The 15072-nt window shown below is 64.3% G+C and carries 15 protein-coding genes; 7 read left to right on the forward strand and 8 right to left on the reverse strand.

The features are described 5' to 3' along the window. Positions 1 to 79 precede the first annotated feature (79 nt). The 5 genes from EO99_RS0119465 to EO99_RS0119485 form a co-directional block, all read right to left on the reverse strand. Positions 80 to 802: a winged helix-turn-helix domain-containing protein gene (locus EO99_RS0119465; protein WP_029620258.1), complete on the reverse strand. Its 723-nt coding sequence runs from the start codon at positions 800 to 802 to the stop codon at positions 80 to 82. 140 nt (positions 803 to 942) lie between these two features. Next, the gene (locus EO99_RS0119470) at positions 943 to 2007 is read right to left on the reverse strand and encodes an ABC transporter substrate-binding protein (protein WP_029620259.1); all 1065 of its coding nucleotides are present in this window, start codon (positions 2005 to 2007) and stop codon (positions 943 to 945) included. Beyond that, positions 2004 to 2723 (reverse strand): ABC transporter permease, encoded by a 720-nt coding sequence (locus EO99_RS0119475; RefSeq protein WP_408002882.1) that lies wholly within the window; start codon positions 2721 to 2723, stop codon positions 2004 to 2006. The genes EO99_RS0119470 and EO99_RS0119475 overlap by 4 nt, the downstream gene beginning before the upstream one ends. A 160-nt stretch (positions 2724 to 2883) precedes the next feature. Then, positions 2884 to 3777 carry an ABC transporter permease gene (locus EO99_RS0119480; RefSeq protein WP_029620261.1) on the reverse strand — a complete coding sequence of 298 codons (894 nt, stop codon included), beginning with the start codon at positions 3775 to 3777 and terminating at the stop codon, positions 2884 to 2886. Continuing rightward, positions 3774 to 4886, reverse strand: a complete 1113-nt coding sequence (locus tag EO99_RS0119485) for an ABC transporter ATP-binding protein (protein ID WP_051679982.1) — start codon at positions 4884 to 4886, stop codon at positions 3774 to 3776. The genes EO99_RS0119480 and EO99_RS0119485 overlap by 4 nt, the downstream gene beginning before the upstream one ends. Positions 4887 to 5082: 196 nt before the next feature. Between EO99_RS0119485 and EO99_RS0119490 the strand changes: the two genes are divergently transcribed. The 5 genes from EO99_RS0119490 to EO99_RS0119510 all read left to right on the forward strand — a co-directional run bounded on the left by EO99_RS0119490 (position 5083) and on the right by EO99_RS0119510 (position 10374). Next, entirely contained in the window at positions 5083 to 5769 is a 687-nt protein-coding gene (locus tag EO99_RS0119490) for a GntR family transcriptional regulator (RefSeq protein WP_029620263.1), read from the forward strand. A 103-nt stretch (positions 5770 to 5872) separates the two neighbouring features. Next, the gene (locus EO99_RS0119495) at positions 5873 to 7180 is read left to right on the forward strand and encodes an aspartate aminotransferase family protein (RefSeq protein ID WP_029620264.1); all 1308 of its coding nucleotides are present in this window, start codon (positions 5873 to 5875) and stop codon (positions 7178 to 7180) included. Continuing rightward, positions 7177 to 8892: an acetolactate synthase catalytic subunit gene (locus EO99_RS0119500; RefSeq protein ID WP_029620265.1), complete on the forward strand. Its 1716-nt coding sequence runs from the start codon at positions 7177 to 7179 to the stop codon at positions 8890 to 8892. The genes EO99_RS0119495 and EO99_RS0119500 overlap by 4 nt, the downstream gene beginning before the upstream one ends. Beyond that, positions 8889 to 9671: a 3-oxoacyl-ACP reductase FabG gene (gene fabG / locus EO99_RS0119505; protein WP_029620266.1), complete on the forward strand. Its 783-nt coding sequence runs from the start codon at positions 8889 to 8891 to the stop codon at positions 9669 to 9671. Before EO99_RS0119500 ends, fabG begins: the two co-directional genes overlap by 4 nt. Positions 9672 to 9687: 16 nt before the next feature. After that, positions 9688 to 10374 carry a winged helix-turn-helix transcriptional regulator gene (locus tag EO99_RS0119510; RefSeq protein ID WP_029620267.1) on the forward strand — a complete coding sequence of 229 codons (687 nt, stop codon included), beginning with the start codon at positions 9688 to 9690 and terminating at the stop codon, positions 10372 to 10374. Here EO99_RS0119510 and EO99_RS0119515 read toward each other — a convergent pair. Continuing rightward, positions 10371 to 10598 carry a hypothetical protein gene (locus EO99_RS0119515; protein ID WP_029620268.1) on the reverse strand — a complete coding sequence of 76 codons (228 nt, stop codon included), beginning with the start codon at positions 10596 to 10598 and terminating at the stop codon, positions 10371 to 10373. The two genes, EO99_RS0119510 and EO99_RS0119515, sit on opposite strands and share 4 nt — an antisense overlap. A gap of 300 nt (positions 10599 to 10898) precedes the next feature. Between EO99_RS0119515 and EO99_RS0119520 the strand changes: the two genes are divergently transcribed. Further along, positions 10899 to 12353, forward strand: a complete 1455-nt coding sequence (locus tag EO99_RS0119520) for an NAD-dependent succinate-semialdehyde dehydrogenase (RefSeq protein WP_029620269.1) — start codon at positions 10899 to 10901, stop codon at positions 12351 to 12353. 180 nt (positions 12354 to 12533) lie between these two features. Beyond that, positions 12534 to 12989 (forward strand): DoxX family protein, encoded by a 456-nt coding sequence (locus tag EO99_RS0119525; protein ID WP_029620270.1) that lies wholly within the window; start codon positions 12534 to 12536, stop codon positions 12987 to 12989. 359 nt (positions 12990 to 13348) lie between these two features. Here EO99_RS0119525 and EO99_RS0119530 read toward each other — a convergent pair whose 3' ends face one another. Both EO99_RS0119530 and EO99_RS0119535 read right to left on the reverse strand, forming a co-directional pair. Next, positions 13349 to 13627, reverse strand: a complete 279-nt coding sequence (locus EO99_RS0119530) for a helix-turn-helix transcriptional regulator (protein ID WP_029620271.1) — start codon at positions 13625 to 13627, stop codon at positions 13349 to 13351. A gap of 17 nt (positions 13628 to 13644) precedes the next feature. After that, positions 13645 to 14967 (reverse strand): type II toxin-antitoxin system HipA family toxin, encoded by a 1323-nt coding sequence (locus EO99_RS0119535; RefSeq protein ID WP_029620272.1) that lies wholly within the window; start codon positions 14965 to 14967, stop codon positions 13645 to 13647. Positions 14968 to 15072 lie beyond the last annotated feature (105 nt).

The following is a 15072-nucleotide window of genomic DNA, read 5'->3' on the forward strand; positions in this document are numbered from 1 at the left end:
CAATGGCTCTGCAAGCCGGGAGTTGGTCATGGCAAACCGGCGCTGACCACGAAGACACCCCTAAGAATTCGACAAGACTTCAGCAGGGCTCGTCGTTGCAGTCTGCAACGCCCGGCAGCTCGGCGACAAAGCCGCTGGAGCGGATCGTCCGGATCACCCGCCGTCCCGTCGTCATCACCAGCGCCTGCCGGAGCTTGCCGATATGGACGTCGACGGTGCGCGGTTCGACATGGCGCGCCGCGGGCCAGGCCGCTTCGATCAGTTGACCGCGGGAGACAACCTGTCCGGGGCTGGCAAGCAGCCGCTTCAGGAGCCTGTACTCGGTCGGGGTGAGGTGGATGCTGCCACCGTGGCCGATCAGCTGCCGTGTATCATCCCTGGTGGTGAGGGTATCGGGCTGCCGACCGTCGGGAGCCTTCCGGACCAGCGGTCGACCTGATCTCTGGATCACGCTGATCAGGCAGGAGATGATCAGGTCCGGCGCGACGGGGCGCAAGATGCATTGGTCGACGCCACATTTGACCAGCGACAGGTAGTGTTGCTCATGGCGCGCCGAAATCAACGCCAGCAGCGGCATCGGCTGGGGCGAGGGCACCGCCCGAACCCGTCGGCAGAAGGCCAGGATGGCGTCCATGTCGTCATTGCTGGCGACGATGATGGCCTGGATCGTGCGCAGGGCGTCGTCATCGATCCCGTCGGCTGGATCGATGACACTGGATCGAAAGCCGCTCTGCGCCAGGACATGGCCGATGAAGACGCAGAAATCCGCGTCACTGGAGACGATGAGGACCTTATCTTCCATGGTACCCTCTTCAACGGGACTTCGCATGTTCCGAGGCGCAGGCTCTGCTGCCGATGCCGTTGCAGTCAATCGCGCCCTGCTCGGCTTGGACGGGGGCGGCAAGCTTGCAAGGCCTGCCGTTCCTCGCGCGCAAGGCTCTGTCAGCGAACCCAGTTGTTCCAGCGCTGCAGCAGCATGGCCGCATTCGCATTGATCCATTCGGCATCGGGGACGATGACATGCTGGCTGATCTCATCGGTGGTCGGCATCGACTGGCGCGCCTCCTCAGACATCAAGGCGATCGCGTCGGCGCTGGGCGGCGTGCACGACAATGTGCTGCATGCCTGTGCCTGGACCGACGGGTTGTCGAGCCAATAGGCAATCAGCTTCAGGGCATTGTCGCGGTTCGGCGCGCCCTTGATCAGGGCAATGCGATCGCCGACCAGAAAGGCAGCCTTGTAGGACCAGGCGATGGGCAGGCCCTCGTCTTTCATCGACCTGGCCCGCGTCAGCCAGATCTGGCCCAGATCATAGTCGCCGTTGCGAAAGCCCTGAACGCTCTGGTCGCCGGTTTTCCACCACAGCGTGACGTGGTCGCGGATGGTGTCGAGTTTCCCAAAGGCACGGTCGACATCGAGCGGAAACAGCTTGTCCTTGTCGACGCCGTCGGCGAGCAGGGCTGCGGCAAGCACCCGCCATGGGTCGTCGAAATTGGGAAAGGCACGACCGCCGGGAAACGTCTGCGTGTCCCACATGTCGGCCCAGGTCTCCGGCTGCGCCGGCCGATTTCCATCCGTGCGATAGGCCAGAAGGGTTGCCGTCGATTGCAGGAGCGCGCCGCCCGGCGCACAGGCATTGCCGACCAGTCCGGCCTTGGAGGCATAACCGGCGCAGAACGGCGACAGGTCTTCCGTCACCTGCCGGTGGGCATCGGAGGCTGCCTGGATCTCGCCTTCCAGGTAGAGGTCCCAGGTGACATTTCCGGCCCGGACCATGGCTGACGCCTTGGCCCGCATCTCGGCATTGGTGGCAGACACCACCTGTACCGCGATCCCGGTCGCTTGCGTAAAGGGGTCGAACCAGGCTTCCTTCAGCGCGCGGTCATAGGCGCCGCCGGTGGAGGCGATGATCACCTGCTCTTGCGCGGCGGCACCGGTGTGGCCGGTGGCGAGCGTGACGGCGAGGGTCAGGCCTGCGATGGCGTGTTTGATCGATCTGGTGGTCATTCCGGTCGTCCTTCCTTGCTGTTGATACGGCGGGCACTGGAGATGAGGTGGGCAATGCCGATGAGGCACAGCGAGGCCGAGACGATCACCGTCGAGGCGGCTGCAATCACCGGGGTGAGGTTGAAGTCGATGTCTTCAAACATCTTGCGGCCGATCGGTTTTCCGCCCGCGTCGGAGAGAAAGAAGGCGACGGTCGCTTCGTCAAAGGAGGCAATGAAGGCAAACACGGCGCCGGCCGCAATGCCCGTCGCGATATTCGGCATGGTGATCAGGGCGAAGGCCTGGGCCCTGGAGGCACCGCAATTGAGCGCCGCCAGTTCCAGGGCCGGGTCGAGGCGCTGGAGGGCCGCGGTGACGGTAATGACGACGAAGGGGACGGCAAGCACCGTATGGGCCACCAGGAACCCGACGAAGGTCCCCGTCAGGTGCAGCGGCGAAAAGACGAGGTAAAGGGCGACACCGAGCACGACGTGCGGAACGATCATCGGTCCCAGGGCCATCGCCTGCACCAGGCCCTTGAACGGCAGGTCTCCCTTGCCGATCGCCAGCGCCGTCAGGGTTCCCACGACGGTTGCCGTCAGAGAGGTGGCCAGGGCGATCTGGAGGCTGAACCAGGTCGATGCCATCCAGTCGGCATCGGAAAAATACGCGCCATACCAGTCAAGCGTCAGTCCTTGCGGCGGAAACTGCAGGTAGGCGGTCTCGCTCAGCGACATCGGTACAATGATCAGCGTCGGCAACACGAGGAACACGAGGATGGCGGCAACCACGGTGGCCGCGAGGGTTTTGGCGACCGTCGGGCCGCCCCCGTGCCTTGGTGACCGGGCCGATGCGGTTGCTTCGCCGGCAGCGGCAATCGGAAGGCTGGATGTCCCTTCAGTGACCATTGGAAAACCCCTTGCTGAGTGCGACGACGCGCTGGGACGCCAGGACGATCAAAAGCGTGATGGCGAGCAGGACGGTGGACAGGGCCGCAGCGAAGGGCCAGTCGAGAACGACCGTCGTCTGCTGACCGATCAAGGTTGCCATCAGCATGGAGCCCGGACCGCCCACCAGCGCCGGCGTGATGTAAAATCCCAAAGCCAGCACGAAGCAGAGGACGGCGCCGGCAAACACGCCGGGAAGGCTCAGCGGCAATGTCACCGAGAGAAAGGCCCGCACCGGTCCCGCTCCCAGGTTGGCCGCGGCGCGCGTCAGATCTGCCGGCAGCATCCTAAGGGTCGAGTGGATCGGCAGGATGGCGAAGGGCAGCAGCACATGGGTCATCGCCAGGATCACCGCACCCTGGGTGTAGAGAAGGGTGAGGGGACCATCGCTCAGACCGGAGGCTTGCAGGAGCGTGTTGACGATCCCGTTGCGCTGGAGCAGCACGATCCAGGCATAGGAGCGGATCAGCACCGAGGTCCACAGCGGAATCAGCACGCATGCGGCGGTGATCAGGGCTGCCTTGCCACCGCGGCGCGCCATGGCATAGGCGACCGGGTAGCCCAGCAGCAGGCATAGCAGGGCGACCGCACCGGCTGTCACCACCGTTGTCCCCAGGACGTCCAGGTAGAGGCTCTCCTCGACGAGCCGCCGATAGGGCGCAAGCCCGGTGGAGAAACTGAGATCGACCAGCATGGCCACCGGATAGAGGAACCCGATGGCGAAGGTCACAAACAGCGGCAGGACGAGCAACAGCGAGGTCAGCGGTGCATAGCGTCTGGCGGAACGGCCGCGAACGAAAATGGAGACCCGGGACGTGCGAGGGATGGATGCGCCCGTGCTCATGCTTCACCCCCTCTGTCGCCGCCAAAGGCCTTGACGGTCGTGGCCGACAGGGTGAGCGCCACGGTGCTGCTCTTGTCGGGCAGGGACAGGTCGAGAGAGGGAACCTGAACCCGCACCGTCTGGCCGGTGGCGCAAAGGCGCACGAAGACCATGACGGTGGCGCCGGCGAAGACCACGTTTTCCAGCCGCCCCTCAAGCGTCACCGCGTTTTCGGCCGCGGCTGCGTTGAAGCCGATGTGTTCCGGGCGCACGGCCAGCTGCAGGGCGTCACCGGCCTCGAGGCCGGCAGCATCCTCGCGCGACAGGCGCGCGGTGACGATCTGGCCCGAACCGATTTGCGCGGTCACGACATCGCCAGCCCGGGACAGGAGGCGGGCCGGGATGAAGTTAATGGAGCCGAGAAAATCGGCGACGAAGGCGGTCTTCGGATCGGAATAGAGTTCGCTGGGGCGGCCGATCTGCTCGATGCGGCCATCGCGCATCACCGCCACCCGGTCCGACATCGTCAGGGCCTCGTCCTGGTCATGCGTCACATAGACGACCGTGGTTCCGAGGCTTTCCTGCAGCCGCTTGATCTCAAACTGCATCGATTCCCGCAGCTTCTTGTCGAGAGCGCCCAGCGGTTCGTCCATCAGGATCACCGGGGGGCCAAAGATCAGCGCCCGCGCCACGGCAACCCTTTGCTGCTGCCCGCCTGACAGCTCATGCGGAAAGCGGTCGGCGAAGGGCCGCAGCTGGACCAGATCCAGCATATCGTCGACCCGGGCCCTGGCGGAGCCCGACTGCGAGCGGTTGCGCATGCGCAGTGGAAACTCGATGTTCTGCCGCACCGACAAGTGCGGGAAGAGCGCGTACTTCTGGAACACCATGCCGATGTCGCGCCGATTGGGTGCCAGGAAGGTGATGTCCTTGCCGCCCACCCGGATCGTGCCTCGGGTGGGCATCTCGAAGCCGGCGATCATCGTCAGAAGGGTCGTCTTGCCGGACCCCGACGGACCGACGATCGAGATGAATTCGCCTGCCGCCACCTCGACGCTGGCGTCACGCACGGCCCAGGCAAGGCCGTATTGCTTCTGGATGTCCTGAAGTGTCAGTCGTTCACCGATCACACTGTTCCCCCGCTTGTTCTTGGGTTGACTGCCGCGTCGCAGGAGCATCCTGATTCCGTCGCTGACGGCACCCGCCGCTGTGATGACTAGCGGGGCCCGTTCAGGTAGAGAAATGGCGCGACAAACTTTGCAAAATCTTCGTATTTCATTTTTTGTTGCATCAAAATAGGCGCGTGTCAACGCAGAAGGAGGCAAAATGGCGTCGACGACAGCGGCAGACTGGAAAACAGGGCAGACCGTGCGGCTCGGAGAAGCGGCCTACGGCGAATTGCGGGACCGTCTGACGCGCGGCGGCTACCGACCGGGCGACAAGATGACGGTGCGCTCGCTTGCCGATGCGCTGGGCGTCAGCTCGACGCCGGCGCGCGATGCCATCAACAGGCTCACGGCGGAAGGCGCCCTAGTCTATGCCGGACCCAAGACGGTGATCGTGCCGTTCCTGAGCGAAGACGACCTGCGCGAGGTGACGCTGATCCGCCTGGCGCTGGAAGGGTTGGCGGCAGAGCAGGCGGCAGCCCACTGCCAGGATCATCACATCGAAAAGCTGCTCGAGATCCAGATCGACATCAACAAAAGCCTGGAAACAAAGGCCTACAGCGAGGCGCTGTGGCACAACAAGGAATTTCACTTCCTGGTCTACAGACTGTCGGGCATGCCGCATCTGATCGCGCTGATCGAGGCGCAGTGGCTGCGCGTCGGGCCATCGTTCTACGGCCTCTATCCGGAATTTGCAGAGGCCCGTCACGGGGTGCGCAACCACCAGATGGCGATCGAAGCCCTGCAGGACCGGGACGCCAAGGCGCTGCGCGCCGCGTTCGAGAACGACATTCGCGACGGCTATCGGCGCCTGCGCGCCTCGTTGCGCCAGGACAGCGGCGGCTGATCTGGTAATTTTGTTATGACGTCTTGACCTCCAGCATTTTTGTTGCAACAAAATACAAAGCCAACGCAAAGCTTTGGTATCGCCAGCAACAGGGGTCATCAACATGTCCATAGCAATGGCAGGGGTGGCGGACACATCCCGTCCGCGCTCGAGGGAACTCTATCGCCGCGGCCAGGCCGTGTTTCCGGGCGGCGTGACGCGCGCCACCATCGAGCGGGATCCTCATCCCATCTATGTCGCCAGGGGAGAGGGCGCGTTTGTCGTCGACGTCGACGGTCACCGGCTTCTCGACCTCAACAACAACTTCACGACCTTGCTGCACGGGCATGCCTTCGAGCCTGTCGTCGAGGCGGCGGCGCAATTGCTGCGGTCGGGCTCCTGCTTTGCCAATCCCACCATCCACGAGATCGCCCTGGCCGAGCTCCTGGTATCGCGCATTCCGGCGCTCGAAAAGATCCGCTTCGTCAACACCGGGACGGAAGCGGTGATGTTCGCCGTCAAGGCGGTGCGGGCCTTTACCGGCCGGCCGGCGGTGGCGCGGTTCGAAGGTGCCTATCACGGCGCCTACGACTGGGCGGAAGGGGAGCAATATCGCCCGGCGCCACGCGACGGCAACCACGAGAGCGACGTGCTTCATCTCCGCTTCAACGATGTGGCAGGCACGCAAGCTGCACTCACCGCCCATGCCGATCGGCTTGCGGCCGTTTTGATCGACCCGATGCCGAGCCGGGCAGGGCTGATTGCGCCGACCCGTGAGTTCATCACCGGATTGATGACGGTGGCCAGACAGCACGGCATCCTGATCATCGCCGATGAGGTTCTCAATCTGCGGCAGGGCTTTCGCGGCGCCTCGCACCGCTACGGGCTACAGCCGGATCTGCTGACCGGCGGCAAGATCATCGGCGGCGGCTTCCCGATCGGTGCCGTCGGTGGTCGTGGCGACGTGATGGCCGTCTTTGGCACCGGAGCAAACGCCGCGACCGTGTCCCAAGGCGGAACGTTTTCGGCCAATCCGGTTTCCATGCGCGCCGGCCTGGTGGCCATGGAGGCGGCCGACGAGCGCTGCTTTGAAGACCTGGAGAGAAAGGGCGACGCGCTGCGGGCCCGGCTTTCCAGCATCGCGGCGCAGGCGCAGGCACCGTTTTCGGTCACCGGCGCAGCCTCGCTGTTTCGCATCCATGGCAAGCGGCAGGCGCCGCGGACCTACGCCGAAACCCTGACCTGCGCGGAAGAGGAAAAACGCCTTGTGGCGCTGACGCGGTTCTTCCGCGCCCAGGACATCCTCTTGCCGCTGGGGGCTGCAGCCAGTCTCTCGACGGCGATGACGAACGACGACCTGGATCACGTTGCAAAGACCTTTGCGGCCTTTGTGGCCGAGGCCGGCACCGACACACAGGAGGCACAGCAATGACCCTCAATCCGCGATCCGAAACCGTCGCCGAGCGCGTGGCTGCGGGCCTGCAACGTCATGGCGTCGACCTCATCTTCGCCCAGAGCCTGCCGTCGGCGGTGATCCTGGCTGCCGAAGCGCTCGGCATCCGCCAGATCGCCTACCGGCAGGAGAACATGGGCGGAGCAATGGCGGACGGTTATGCGCGAATGTCCCACAAGGTGGCCGTCGTCGCGGCCCAGAACGGACCGGCCGCCACGCTGCTTGTGGCGCCACTGGCAGAAGCGCTGAAAGCGAGCATTCCGATCGTTGCGCTGGTGCAGGACGTCGAGCGCCATCAGACCGACAAGAACGCATTTCAGGACCTGGATCAGATCGCGCTGTTTCAGTCCTGCACCAAATGGGTCCGGCGGGTGAACCTGCCCGAGCGCATCGACGATTATCTCGATGCCGCCTTTACGGCAGCGGCCTCCGGCCGGCCGGGGCCGGTGGCACTGCTGCTGCCGGCCGATCTCCTACGCGAGACGATGGACGGCATCCCTTCGGGACGCCGGGCCAACCTCGGCCACTGGCCGCTCGACCGCATGCGCCCGGCCGATGGCGTGATCGAGCAGGCGGCGCAATGGATTGCCGGCGCGCAGGCGCCCGTGGTGCTGGCCGGTGGCGGCGTGCATGCCTCCGGCGCCGCTGCGATGCTGGCGCGGCTGCAGGAGACGGCCTGCGTCCCGATCGCCACGACGAACATGGGCAAGGGGGCCGTCGACGAGCATCATGCGCTGTCGCTCGGGGTCCTGGGGGCATTGACCGGTCCGCGCGCCCTCGGCCACCAGACCAAGGCCTTCATCGAGAACGCCGACCTTGTCGTTCTTGTCGGCACGCGCACCAACCAGAACGGCACAGACAGCTGGCGACAGATCCCGCCGACCGCCCGGGTGATCCACATCGACATCGATCCGGCAGAAATCGGCCGCACCTACGAAGCGCTGCGTCTGGCCGGCGATGCGGCCGAGACGCTCGCAGCGCTTTGCCGCGTCCTTGAGTCCATCGACCTGACGCACAGGCGCAGCGAGCGGCGACATCTGGAGCTCCGCATTGCCGAATGCTGGCAGCGATTTGAAACGGCGCGCGCGGATGTCTGGAACGCTGCAACATCGCCGCTGCGGCCGGAGAGGATCATGCGCGAGCTGCAGCCCTGGCTCAGCCACGGCCTGACGGTCGTTGCGGATGCGAGCTATTCGTCGATGTGGGTGGCGGGACAACTGCGGGCCGGACCAGGCGGCGGGCGGTTCATCACCCCCAGGGGGCTGGCCGGGCTTGGCTGGGGATTGCCGCTGGCGATTGGCGCCAAACTTGCCGATCCGCACAAGCCGGTGGTGGCCCTGGTGGGCGATGGCGGCTTTGCCCACAGCTGGGCGGAGCTGGAGACCATGGTCCGGCTTGACATCCCGGTGGTGACGATCGTGCTGAACAATGGCATCCTCGGCTATCAGCGCGATGCGGAAACCGTCAAGTTCGGCAGCTATACCTCCGCCTGCCACTTTTCGCCGGTGGATCACACGCAGATTGCCAGGGCTTGCGGGTGCCAGGCAGTCCGCGTCGCCGAGCCGGACGATCTGGCCGCCCAGATCGACAGCGCCATCACCTCGCGGGCTCCCTGGGTGATCGAGGTGATGACCGACCCGGAGGCGCATCCACCGCTGTCCCTGTTTGCGGCGATGGACGAACAGCGATGACAGGCCGGCACCCCGACCCCAGACGGGTGGCCGTGGTCAGCGGGGGCAGCAGCGGGATCGGGCTTGCGACGGTGAGACAGTTGCTCGGGGAGGGTTACCGGGTGGCCTTCTTCGCCTCGCATGCCGACCAGGTGGAGGAGATCAGCGGCAGACTGCAGCAGGAGTTCGGCGACGGCCGCGTGCTCGGCCGCTGCCTCGACGTTCGCACCGCTGCTGCCGTTGCAGACTTCTTCGAAACCGTCGCAGACATCTGGCGGCAGCCCGATACGCTGATCTGCAATGCCGGCATTTCGCCCAAGGGCGTTGCGGGAGCGACGAGCCTGGAGACCCTCCCGCTTTCGGACTGGAATGACGTGCTTGCCGTCAACCTGACCGGATCGCTGCTGTGCTGCCAGTCGGTATTGCCGGGAATGAAGGCGGCACGGTTCGGACGCATCATCCTGATCGGCTCGATTGCTGCCCGCACGACGCCAAAGATTGCCGGCCCGGCCTATGTCGCCTCCAAGGCCGCGCTTTCGGGCCTTGCGCGTTCCATCCTGACGGCCTGCGCGGGGACCGGCGTGACGGTGAATGTCATTGCTCCGGGCCGGATCCTGACGCCGATGACCGGATCGGCTCAAAACGCGCAAAACCAGGCGGCGTTGCAGCGTATCCCGGTCGGCAGATTGGGGCGTCCCGCTGATGTCGCCGCGGCGGCCGCCTTTCTAGCGTCGGAGGCCGCCGGCTTCGTCAACGGCGCCATCCTCGACGTCAACGGTGGCGAATTCGCGCCCGTTTGAGCGGGGGATCCTTGCGATGCAAACAGCCTTGGTCGGCACCGGCGATGTCCAGCTCTTCCTGTTCCTGCGCCATATCCTCGCCAGCGAAGGTTTCGATGCGGCGCTGTGCAGCGACGTCGAGGAGATGTCGGCGCAGGCGAGCCATCGTGACGTCGGTGCTGTGGTGCTGGAATGGCAACCGCACGCTACGCGGTCCCTGGACCCGTTCAGGCGCGCCCTGCCAGGCGTGCCGCTGATCGTGTTTGCCAGGAATGCCGAGGCCGGGGCAGACGGGCTTGCGGCACCGGATCTGCTGCTATCGCGGCCGTTTGATCCTGCGGCCTTGATCGGCTTTCTGTCACGGCTTCGCCAGCGCAACAGGAGCAATCTTGTCGACTGCGGCACAACGCTTCGATGGGATGACCTTCGCATGGATGTCGCCGGCATGAAGGTCCAGCGCGCCGGGCAGCCCGTGCCGCTGACGGCGCTGCAGTTTCGCCTGTTGCGCTGCCTGCTGGAACGGCCGACCGGGGTGTGCGACCGCGAGGCGCTGGTCGCGCGCTGCTGGCCGGCCGGCGCGGAGGTGGAGCCGAGGACTGTCGACATCCACATCGGCCACATCCGACGAAAGCTGCTCAGGTTCGGACCGGACCTGATCCGCACCGTGCGGGGCGCCGGCTATGCGCTCGATTCCCCGAGCAGACCGGAGACAGGCTCGTGCTAATTCTGGAGCCGTCGAAGGATATTGGCCCACCGCCGGGTTTCGGCCGTGTTGCCGTCGAACCAGGCATCGAGGCCGCAGAAGGCCACGGCGGTCGTTGCCTGGTCGGCAAACAGGGCTCTCGCCTCTGCGGCGATCTCGCCCTCCCGTTGGCGGCTGACCGCATCGTCCTGATCAACGCGCCGCGGATCGGCGGCGTCCAGGGTTTTGGCTGTAAGACGCGACACGACATTCTCCCCGCGTCCGGCGCAGGAGATTGCTTGAATTGGCTGCCGGACGTTGGTGCACGCGGACCTTTGCAAAAGCGAAGATCGTGCCGTCCCTGGCAGGGTCACGATGACATCAGACTAGGGGGATTTGCGGCGGGCCGCAAGGGCGTCAACGCCCTGTCTGTGCAGCGCAAGGCGGCGGATGGCCCGGCAGGGGCGCAGCGAGCGACCGCCGATGCCGCTTCCGTCCACCGGCTCCCTTACCAAACGGCACGATCATCACTCTGGCTACATCTCATGCATTGAAAGGATTTTCCCATGCACTTGCAAAACCCCGCCCTGTTCCGACAGGCCGCCTGCGTCGGCACCGATTGGCTCGACGCAACAGCGCACCAGCCGATTGCCGTGACCAATCCCGCAACCGGCGAGGTGATCGGCCAGGTTCCCAATCTCGGCGCGGCAGAAACGCGCGCCGCCATCGAAGCCGCAGAGACGGCGCAGAAGGTGTGGGCGGTACGCACCGCTGCAGACCGGTGTGCGGTTCTGCGGCGGTGGTTTGATCTGATCCTCGCCAACAAGAGCGACCTTGCCGCGATCCTGACCTGTGAGCAGGGCAAGCCGCTCCTGGAAGCCGCAGGCGAAATCGAATATGGCGCAAGCTTCATCGAGTGGTTTGCCGAAGAGGGCAAGCGGGTCTACGGCGACATGATCCCCGGCCATCAGCCGGACAAGCGCATCATGGTGTTGAAGCAGCCGGTCGGCGTGGTCGCCGCCATCACGCCGTGGAATTTCCCCATGGCGATGATCACCCGCAAGGCTGCCCCGGCGCTTGCCGCCGGCTGTGCCATGGTGCTGAAACCGGCCGAGCAGACGCCGTTCTCGGCCATTGCGCTGGCGGTTTTGGCCGAAGAGGCCGGACTGCCGAAGGGGCTGTTCAGCGTGTTGACCGGGTCGGCGCGCGAGATCGGTGGCGAGATGACGGCCAATGCGCGGGTGCGCAAGCTCACCTTCACCGGCTCGACTGAAGTCGGTGCCAAGCTCTACAGGCAGTCGGCGGCGACCATCAAGAAACTCGCTCTCGAGCTCGGGGGCAATGCCCCCTTCATCGTCTTTGACGATGCCGATCTGGAGGCGGCGGTCGAGGGTGCCATCCTCGCCAAGTTCCGCAACAACGGACAGACCTGCGTCTGCGCCAACCGCATCTACGTCCAGGATGCCGTCTATGACGCCTTCGCCGACAGGCTCGCGAGCGCCGTTGCGCGGCTCGTGACCGGCAATGGCTGCGACGAGGGCGTGGTGCTGGGGCCGCTGATCGACGCGGCGGCCCTGGAGAAAGTGGAAGCGCATGTTGCTGACGCGGTGCGCAGGGGTGCACGGGTGCTCGTCGGCGCCAGGCGCCACAGCCTCGGAGGCACCTTCTATGAGGCCACCGTTCTGGCCGACGTCACCGCAGGCATGGCGGTTGCGCGCGAAGAGACCTTTGGTCCGGTGGCGGCGCTGTTTCGCTTCCGCGACGAGGCGGACGTCATTGCGCAGGCCAATGATACGGAATTCGGCCTGGCGTCCTACATTTACGCGCGCGACCTGTCGCGGGTGTTCAGGGTCGCCGAGGCGCTGGAATATGGCATGGTCGGCGTCAACACCGGTCTGATCTCGACGGCGGCGGCGCCCTTCGGGGGCACCAAACAGTCCGGGCTCGGGCGTGAAGGGTCGCGCTATGGACTGGAGGAGTTTCTCGAGCTGAAATACGTCTGCCTCGGTGGCATCGCCTGACGACCGTGGGGGAGCACGCCGATCAAGATGCGCTGCGATATCAGGGTTTTGCCTGATCGTGCCGCGATCGACTATGCTTGGGCGGCGATCACGAGAAAGTCAGAAGCCTGCCTGAAACAGCCACTCGACAGTGTCACTCGCATGGCTGACAACGGCAGCATTTGCATAAGGAAGATTGCGATGACCGACTTTGATCACCCAGCTGCGAGACCGCGCCTGATAGCCCCCTCGCTTGGCAGGCTTTACCGTCCGCTCGAGCCGGTGGGCGAAACCGTACTGCGCTTTGCCGCTGGCGCTCTGCTGGTCACCCACGGCTATGGAAAGATCATCAACCCATTCGGCGCCGCCGGAATGGTGGAAAGCCTCGGGTTCTACCCCGGCAACCTGTGGTCCCTCCTGCTGGCGTGCACCGAGTTCTTTGGCGGGATCTTCGTCGCAGTTGGTTTCCTGACCCGTCCGGCAAGCTTTGCGGCAATGATCGTGCTGCTGGTCACGGTCTATTTCCACGGCGTCGTCCAAGGCGAAGGCCTCGCCGGCGCAGAGAAATCCATCCTCTGGACGGCGATCTTCCTGTTCTTTGCTGTGCGTGGGTCCAATCGCTATTCGGTCGATGGAGTGCTCGGACGCCAGATCTAGCCTGTGCCTTGCGGGCGGCCAGCGGCAGGCATCTTTCGATACCGACCGCATGGCCGTCCGTCATCCCGGCGCGGCCGCATTGCAACCGCCTCCTTCGGGCGCCGGTACCAGAGGCCGGTCGCCAGGCCATGGGCCACAAGCACATCCGCGGTCTTTGCCATCTCCCGCCGACGAAGACCGTAAGATCTTGTTCGGCGAATGTCGCGGGCGCTTCGCGTGCGAGCATTTCATCGCTGCGGATGTGCAAGGTGCGGCAACGGTCTATTGCCCGCCTTTGTCATCGCCGCCGGCATCACGCTCGTGCGTGCAAGTGGTGCGGCTGGGTGGTCAGGTCCGTCCGGCAGCACGTTCTATCCAGCTTATCTTCCTTTCGGTATAAAGCCCACGCTGAAGCCGAATAGTCGACCAATCTTCTCCAGCGTTTCCAAGGTTGGATTCGCCACCCCCGCCTCGATTTCTGCTACTTGACGCCTCGTAAGTGCAAGCGTCTTGGCAAACTCCTCCTGCGTCATGCCAAACCCCTTACGGATCTCTGATACAGCGCCGGGTAGCCTTAGATCACCTGTTCGAGCACGCTCTGCCAGCGTCTGCCGGTTTTCCAAGATCTCGTCTTTCGTGGGCTTCTTCCAGCGAGCCATTTAGCTGCCCTTCGCCATCAGCGGCATACCGCCAGCACGCTATCTGCAATTTCACTGCAGCGTCCCATCGCACGCTCGAGAATATCCGTAGACGCTCCCATCTCTTTCGCCATGGCCGGAGCCCGGTGCAGGTGTTCGGCAAACATGGCAAGCGTGGCCGCGGACCCACTGTGCTCATCAGGATCAGGCATCAGTTCGCCGCAAATGTGCTTCCAATCGGGAAGATGGTCGCGACCTGCGTCACGCATCATCGCCCATCGGGTGGAGCGAACAACCCCCTCCCTGGCAAGCCGCATTGGCGCGAAATCAAAGAGCGGAGACAGGCGGATCGTGCCGTCCTGGTGTTTGCTCAATGCGGAATTCCGGCCGTGATTATCGGGATTGCCGAGCGCCAGGTTGGCGATGTCGCGCTTCAGGTATTCAACAATGTCTGCGAAGGGATCAGCCGAATACTGGCGCAGAACGTCTATGTAGGCCTCGTGCGTGCCGACATGACCGAAATCGGCAACGCCGATCGCGGACACGAGGCTTTCCTGCCCCAGTCGGACGGTTGCGCCGCTTTGTGTCTTCTTCCGGTCGAACCGGGGAATGATCAGGACGCCTTCGGCATGGGTCGAAGGTTCGTTGACATCAAGACCGATCTCTTGAGCGAGCCGCGAATAGAGCGCTTCGCCTTCGAGAATCAGACGGTCTACAGGCTCGTTGCTGCGGACCAGTTTTACGATAACGTGGCGCACGGCCTCATCGTCGGTCACGAAGCTGTCGGGATAATAGAGCCCGTCATTCGCCTGGGTCATCGAGACCTTTGGCCATTCGCCTTGCAGGCCGCTTGAGCCAGAGGCCAGCATTCCAAAGCGGTCGGCGACTTCCATGAAACGATCGGACCGCTCAAGGATTTCCGCCTCTGTCACCCCTTGGCGATCAACAGCGCGCAGGCGTTGCGCTTCGGCGTCCGCCGCTTCTTTGATGCGGATATTGCCGATGCCGCCAGTCGCCGATCGGAGAAGCAGTGGCAGGTCGGACGCCCGCGAGCCTTCAGCAATATTGAGATGCTCGGCAAGCTTTCGCCTCGCATGCCCCTGGGGCATAAGATCCAACAGGAAGGGCGGCCAGCTGCGGCTATAGCGATTTTCGAGATCAACGGGACAACGGACTGACAAGGCGCGATGGTCGCGGACCGTTCTTCCGGCCGCGAATTCCGCCGATGCCACGGTGACGAAATAGTCGAGATCGTAATCGACGATCGACGCGCCCTGAAAGCCGGCCGCGTCGTCCTTGAGTTCCAGTGTCGCGGCGTCATGCCACTCACCATCAAAATGAGTCTGGAGCGTCAAACGCATTAATTGACCCTTTCAATGGTTCAAATAATGCACTTCTTCAGTTCATTCAACCCATCAAAGTGGGTTGAATAAATGTCATCAGACCTGCGCCGGGTCTTTCCTTTG

It is taken from the genome of Pseudorhizobium marinum, assembly GCF_000705355.1.
In the GTDB taxonomy this organism is placed as follows: domain Bacteria; phylum Pseudomonadota; class Alphaproteobacteria; order Rhizobiales; family Rhizobiaceae; genus Neorhizobium; species Neorhizobium pelagicum.

Excerpts from the sequence above, each read along its gene's own strand:
- EO99_RS0119465 (WP_029620258.1), bottom strand. The coding sequence starts at position 802 with ATGGAAGATAAGGTCCTCATCGTCTCCAGTGACGCGGATTTCTGCGTC.
- EO99_RS0119470 (WP_029620259.1), bottom strand. The coding sequence starts at position 2,007 with ATGACCACCAGATCGATCAAACACGCCATCGCAGGCCTGACCCTCGCC.
- EO99_RS0119475 (WP_408002882.1), bottom strand. The coding sequence starts at position 2,723 with ATGTCGCTGAGCGAGACCGCCTACCTGCAGTTTCCGCCGCAAGGACTG.
- EO99_RS0119480 (WP_029620261.1), bottom strand. The coding sequence starts at position 3,777 with ATGAGCACGGGCGCATCCATCCCTCGCACGTCCCGGGTCTCCATTTTC.
- EO99_RS0119490 (WP_029620263.1), top strand. The coding sequence starts at position 5,083 with ATGGCGTCGACGACAGCGGCAGACTGGAAAACAGGGCAGACCGTGCGG.
- EO99_RS0119495 (WP_029620264.1), top strand. The coding sequence starts at position 5,873 with ATGTCCATAGCAATGGCAGGGGTGGCGGACACATCCCGTCCGCGCTCG.
- EO99_RS0119500 (WP_029620265.1), top strand. The coding sequence starts at position 7,177 with ATGACCCTCAATCCGCGATCCGAAACCGTCGCCGAGCGCGTGGCTGCG.
- fabG (WP_029620266.1), top strand. The coding sequence starts at position 8,889 with ATGACAGGCCGGCACCCCGACCCCAGACGGGTGGCCGTGGTCAGCGGG.
- EO99_RS0119510 (WP_029620267.1), top strand. The coding sequence starts at position 9,688 with ATGCAAACAGCCTTGGTCGGCACCGGCGATGTCCAGCTCTTCCTGTTC.
- EO99_RS0119520 (WP_029620269.1), top strand. The coding sequence starts at position 10,899 with ATGCACTTGCAAAACCCCGCCCTGTTCCGACAGGCCGCCTGCGTCGGC.
- EO99_RS0119525 (WP_029620270.1), top strand. The coding sequence starts at position 12,534 with ATGACCGACTTTGATCACCCAGCTGCGAGACCGCGCCTGATAGCCCCC.
- EO99_RS0119530 (WP_029620271.1), bottom strand. The coding sequence starts at position 13,627 with ATGGCTCGCTGGAAGAAGCCCACGAAAGACGAGATCTTGGAAAACCGG.
- EO99_RS0119535 (WP_029620272.1), bottom strand. The coding sequence starts at position 14,967 with ATGCGTTTGACGCTCCAGACTCATTTTGATGGTGAGTGGCATGACGCC.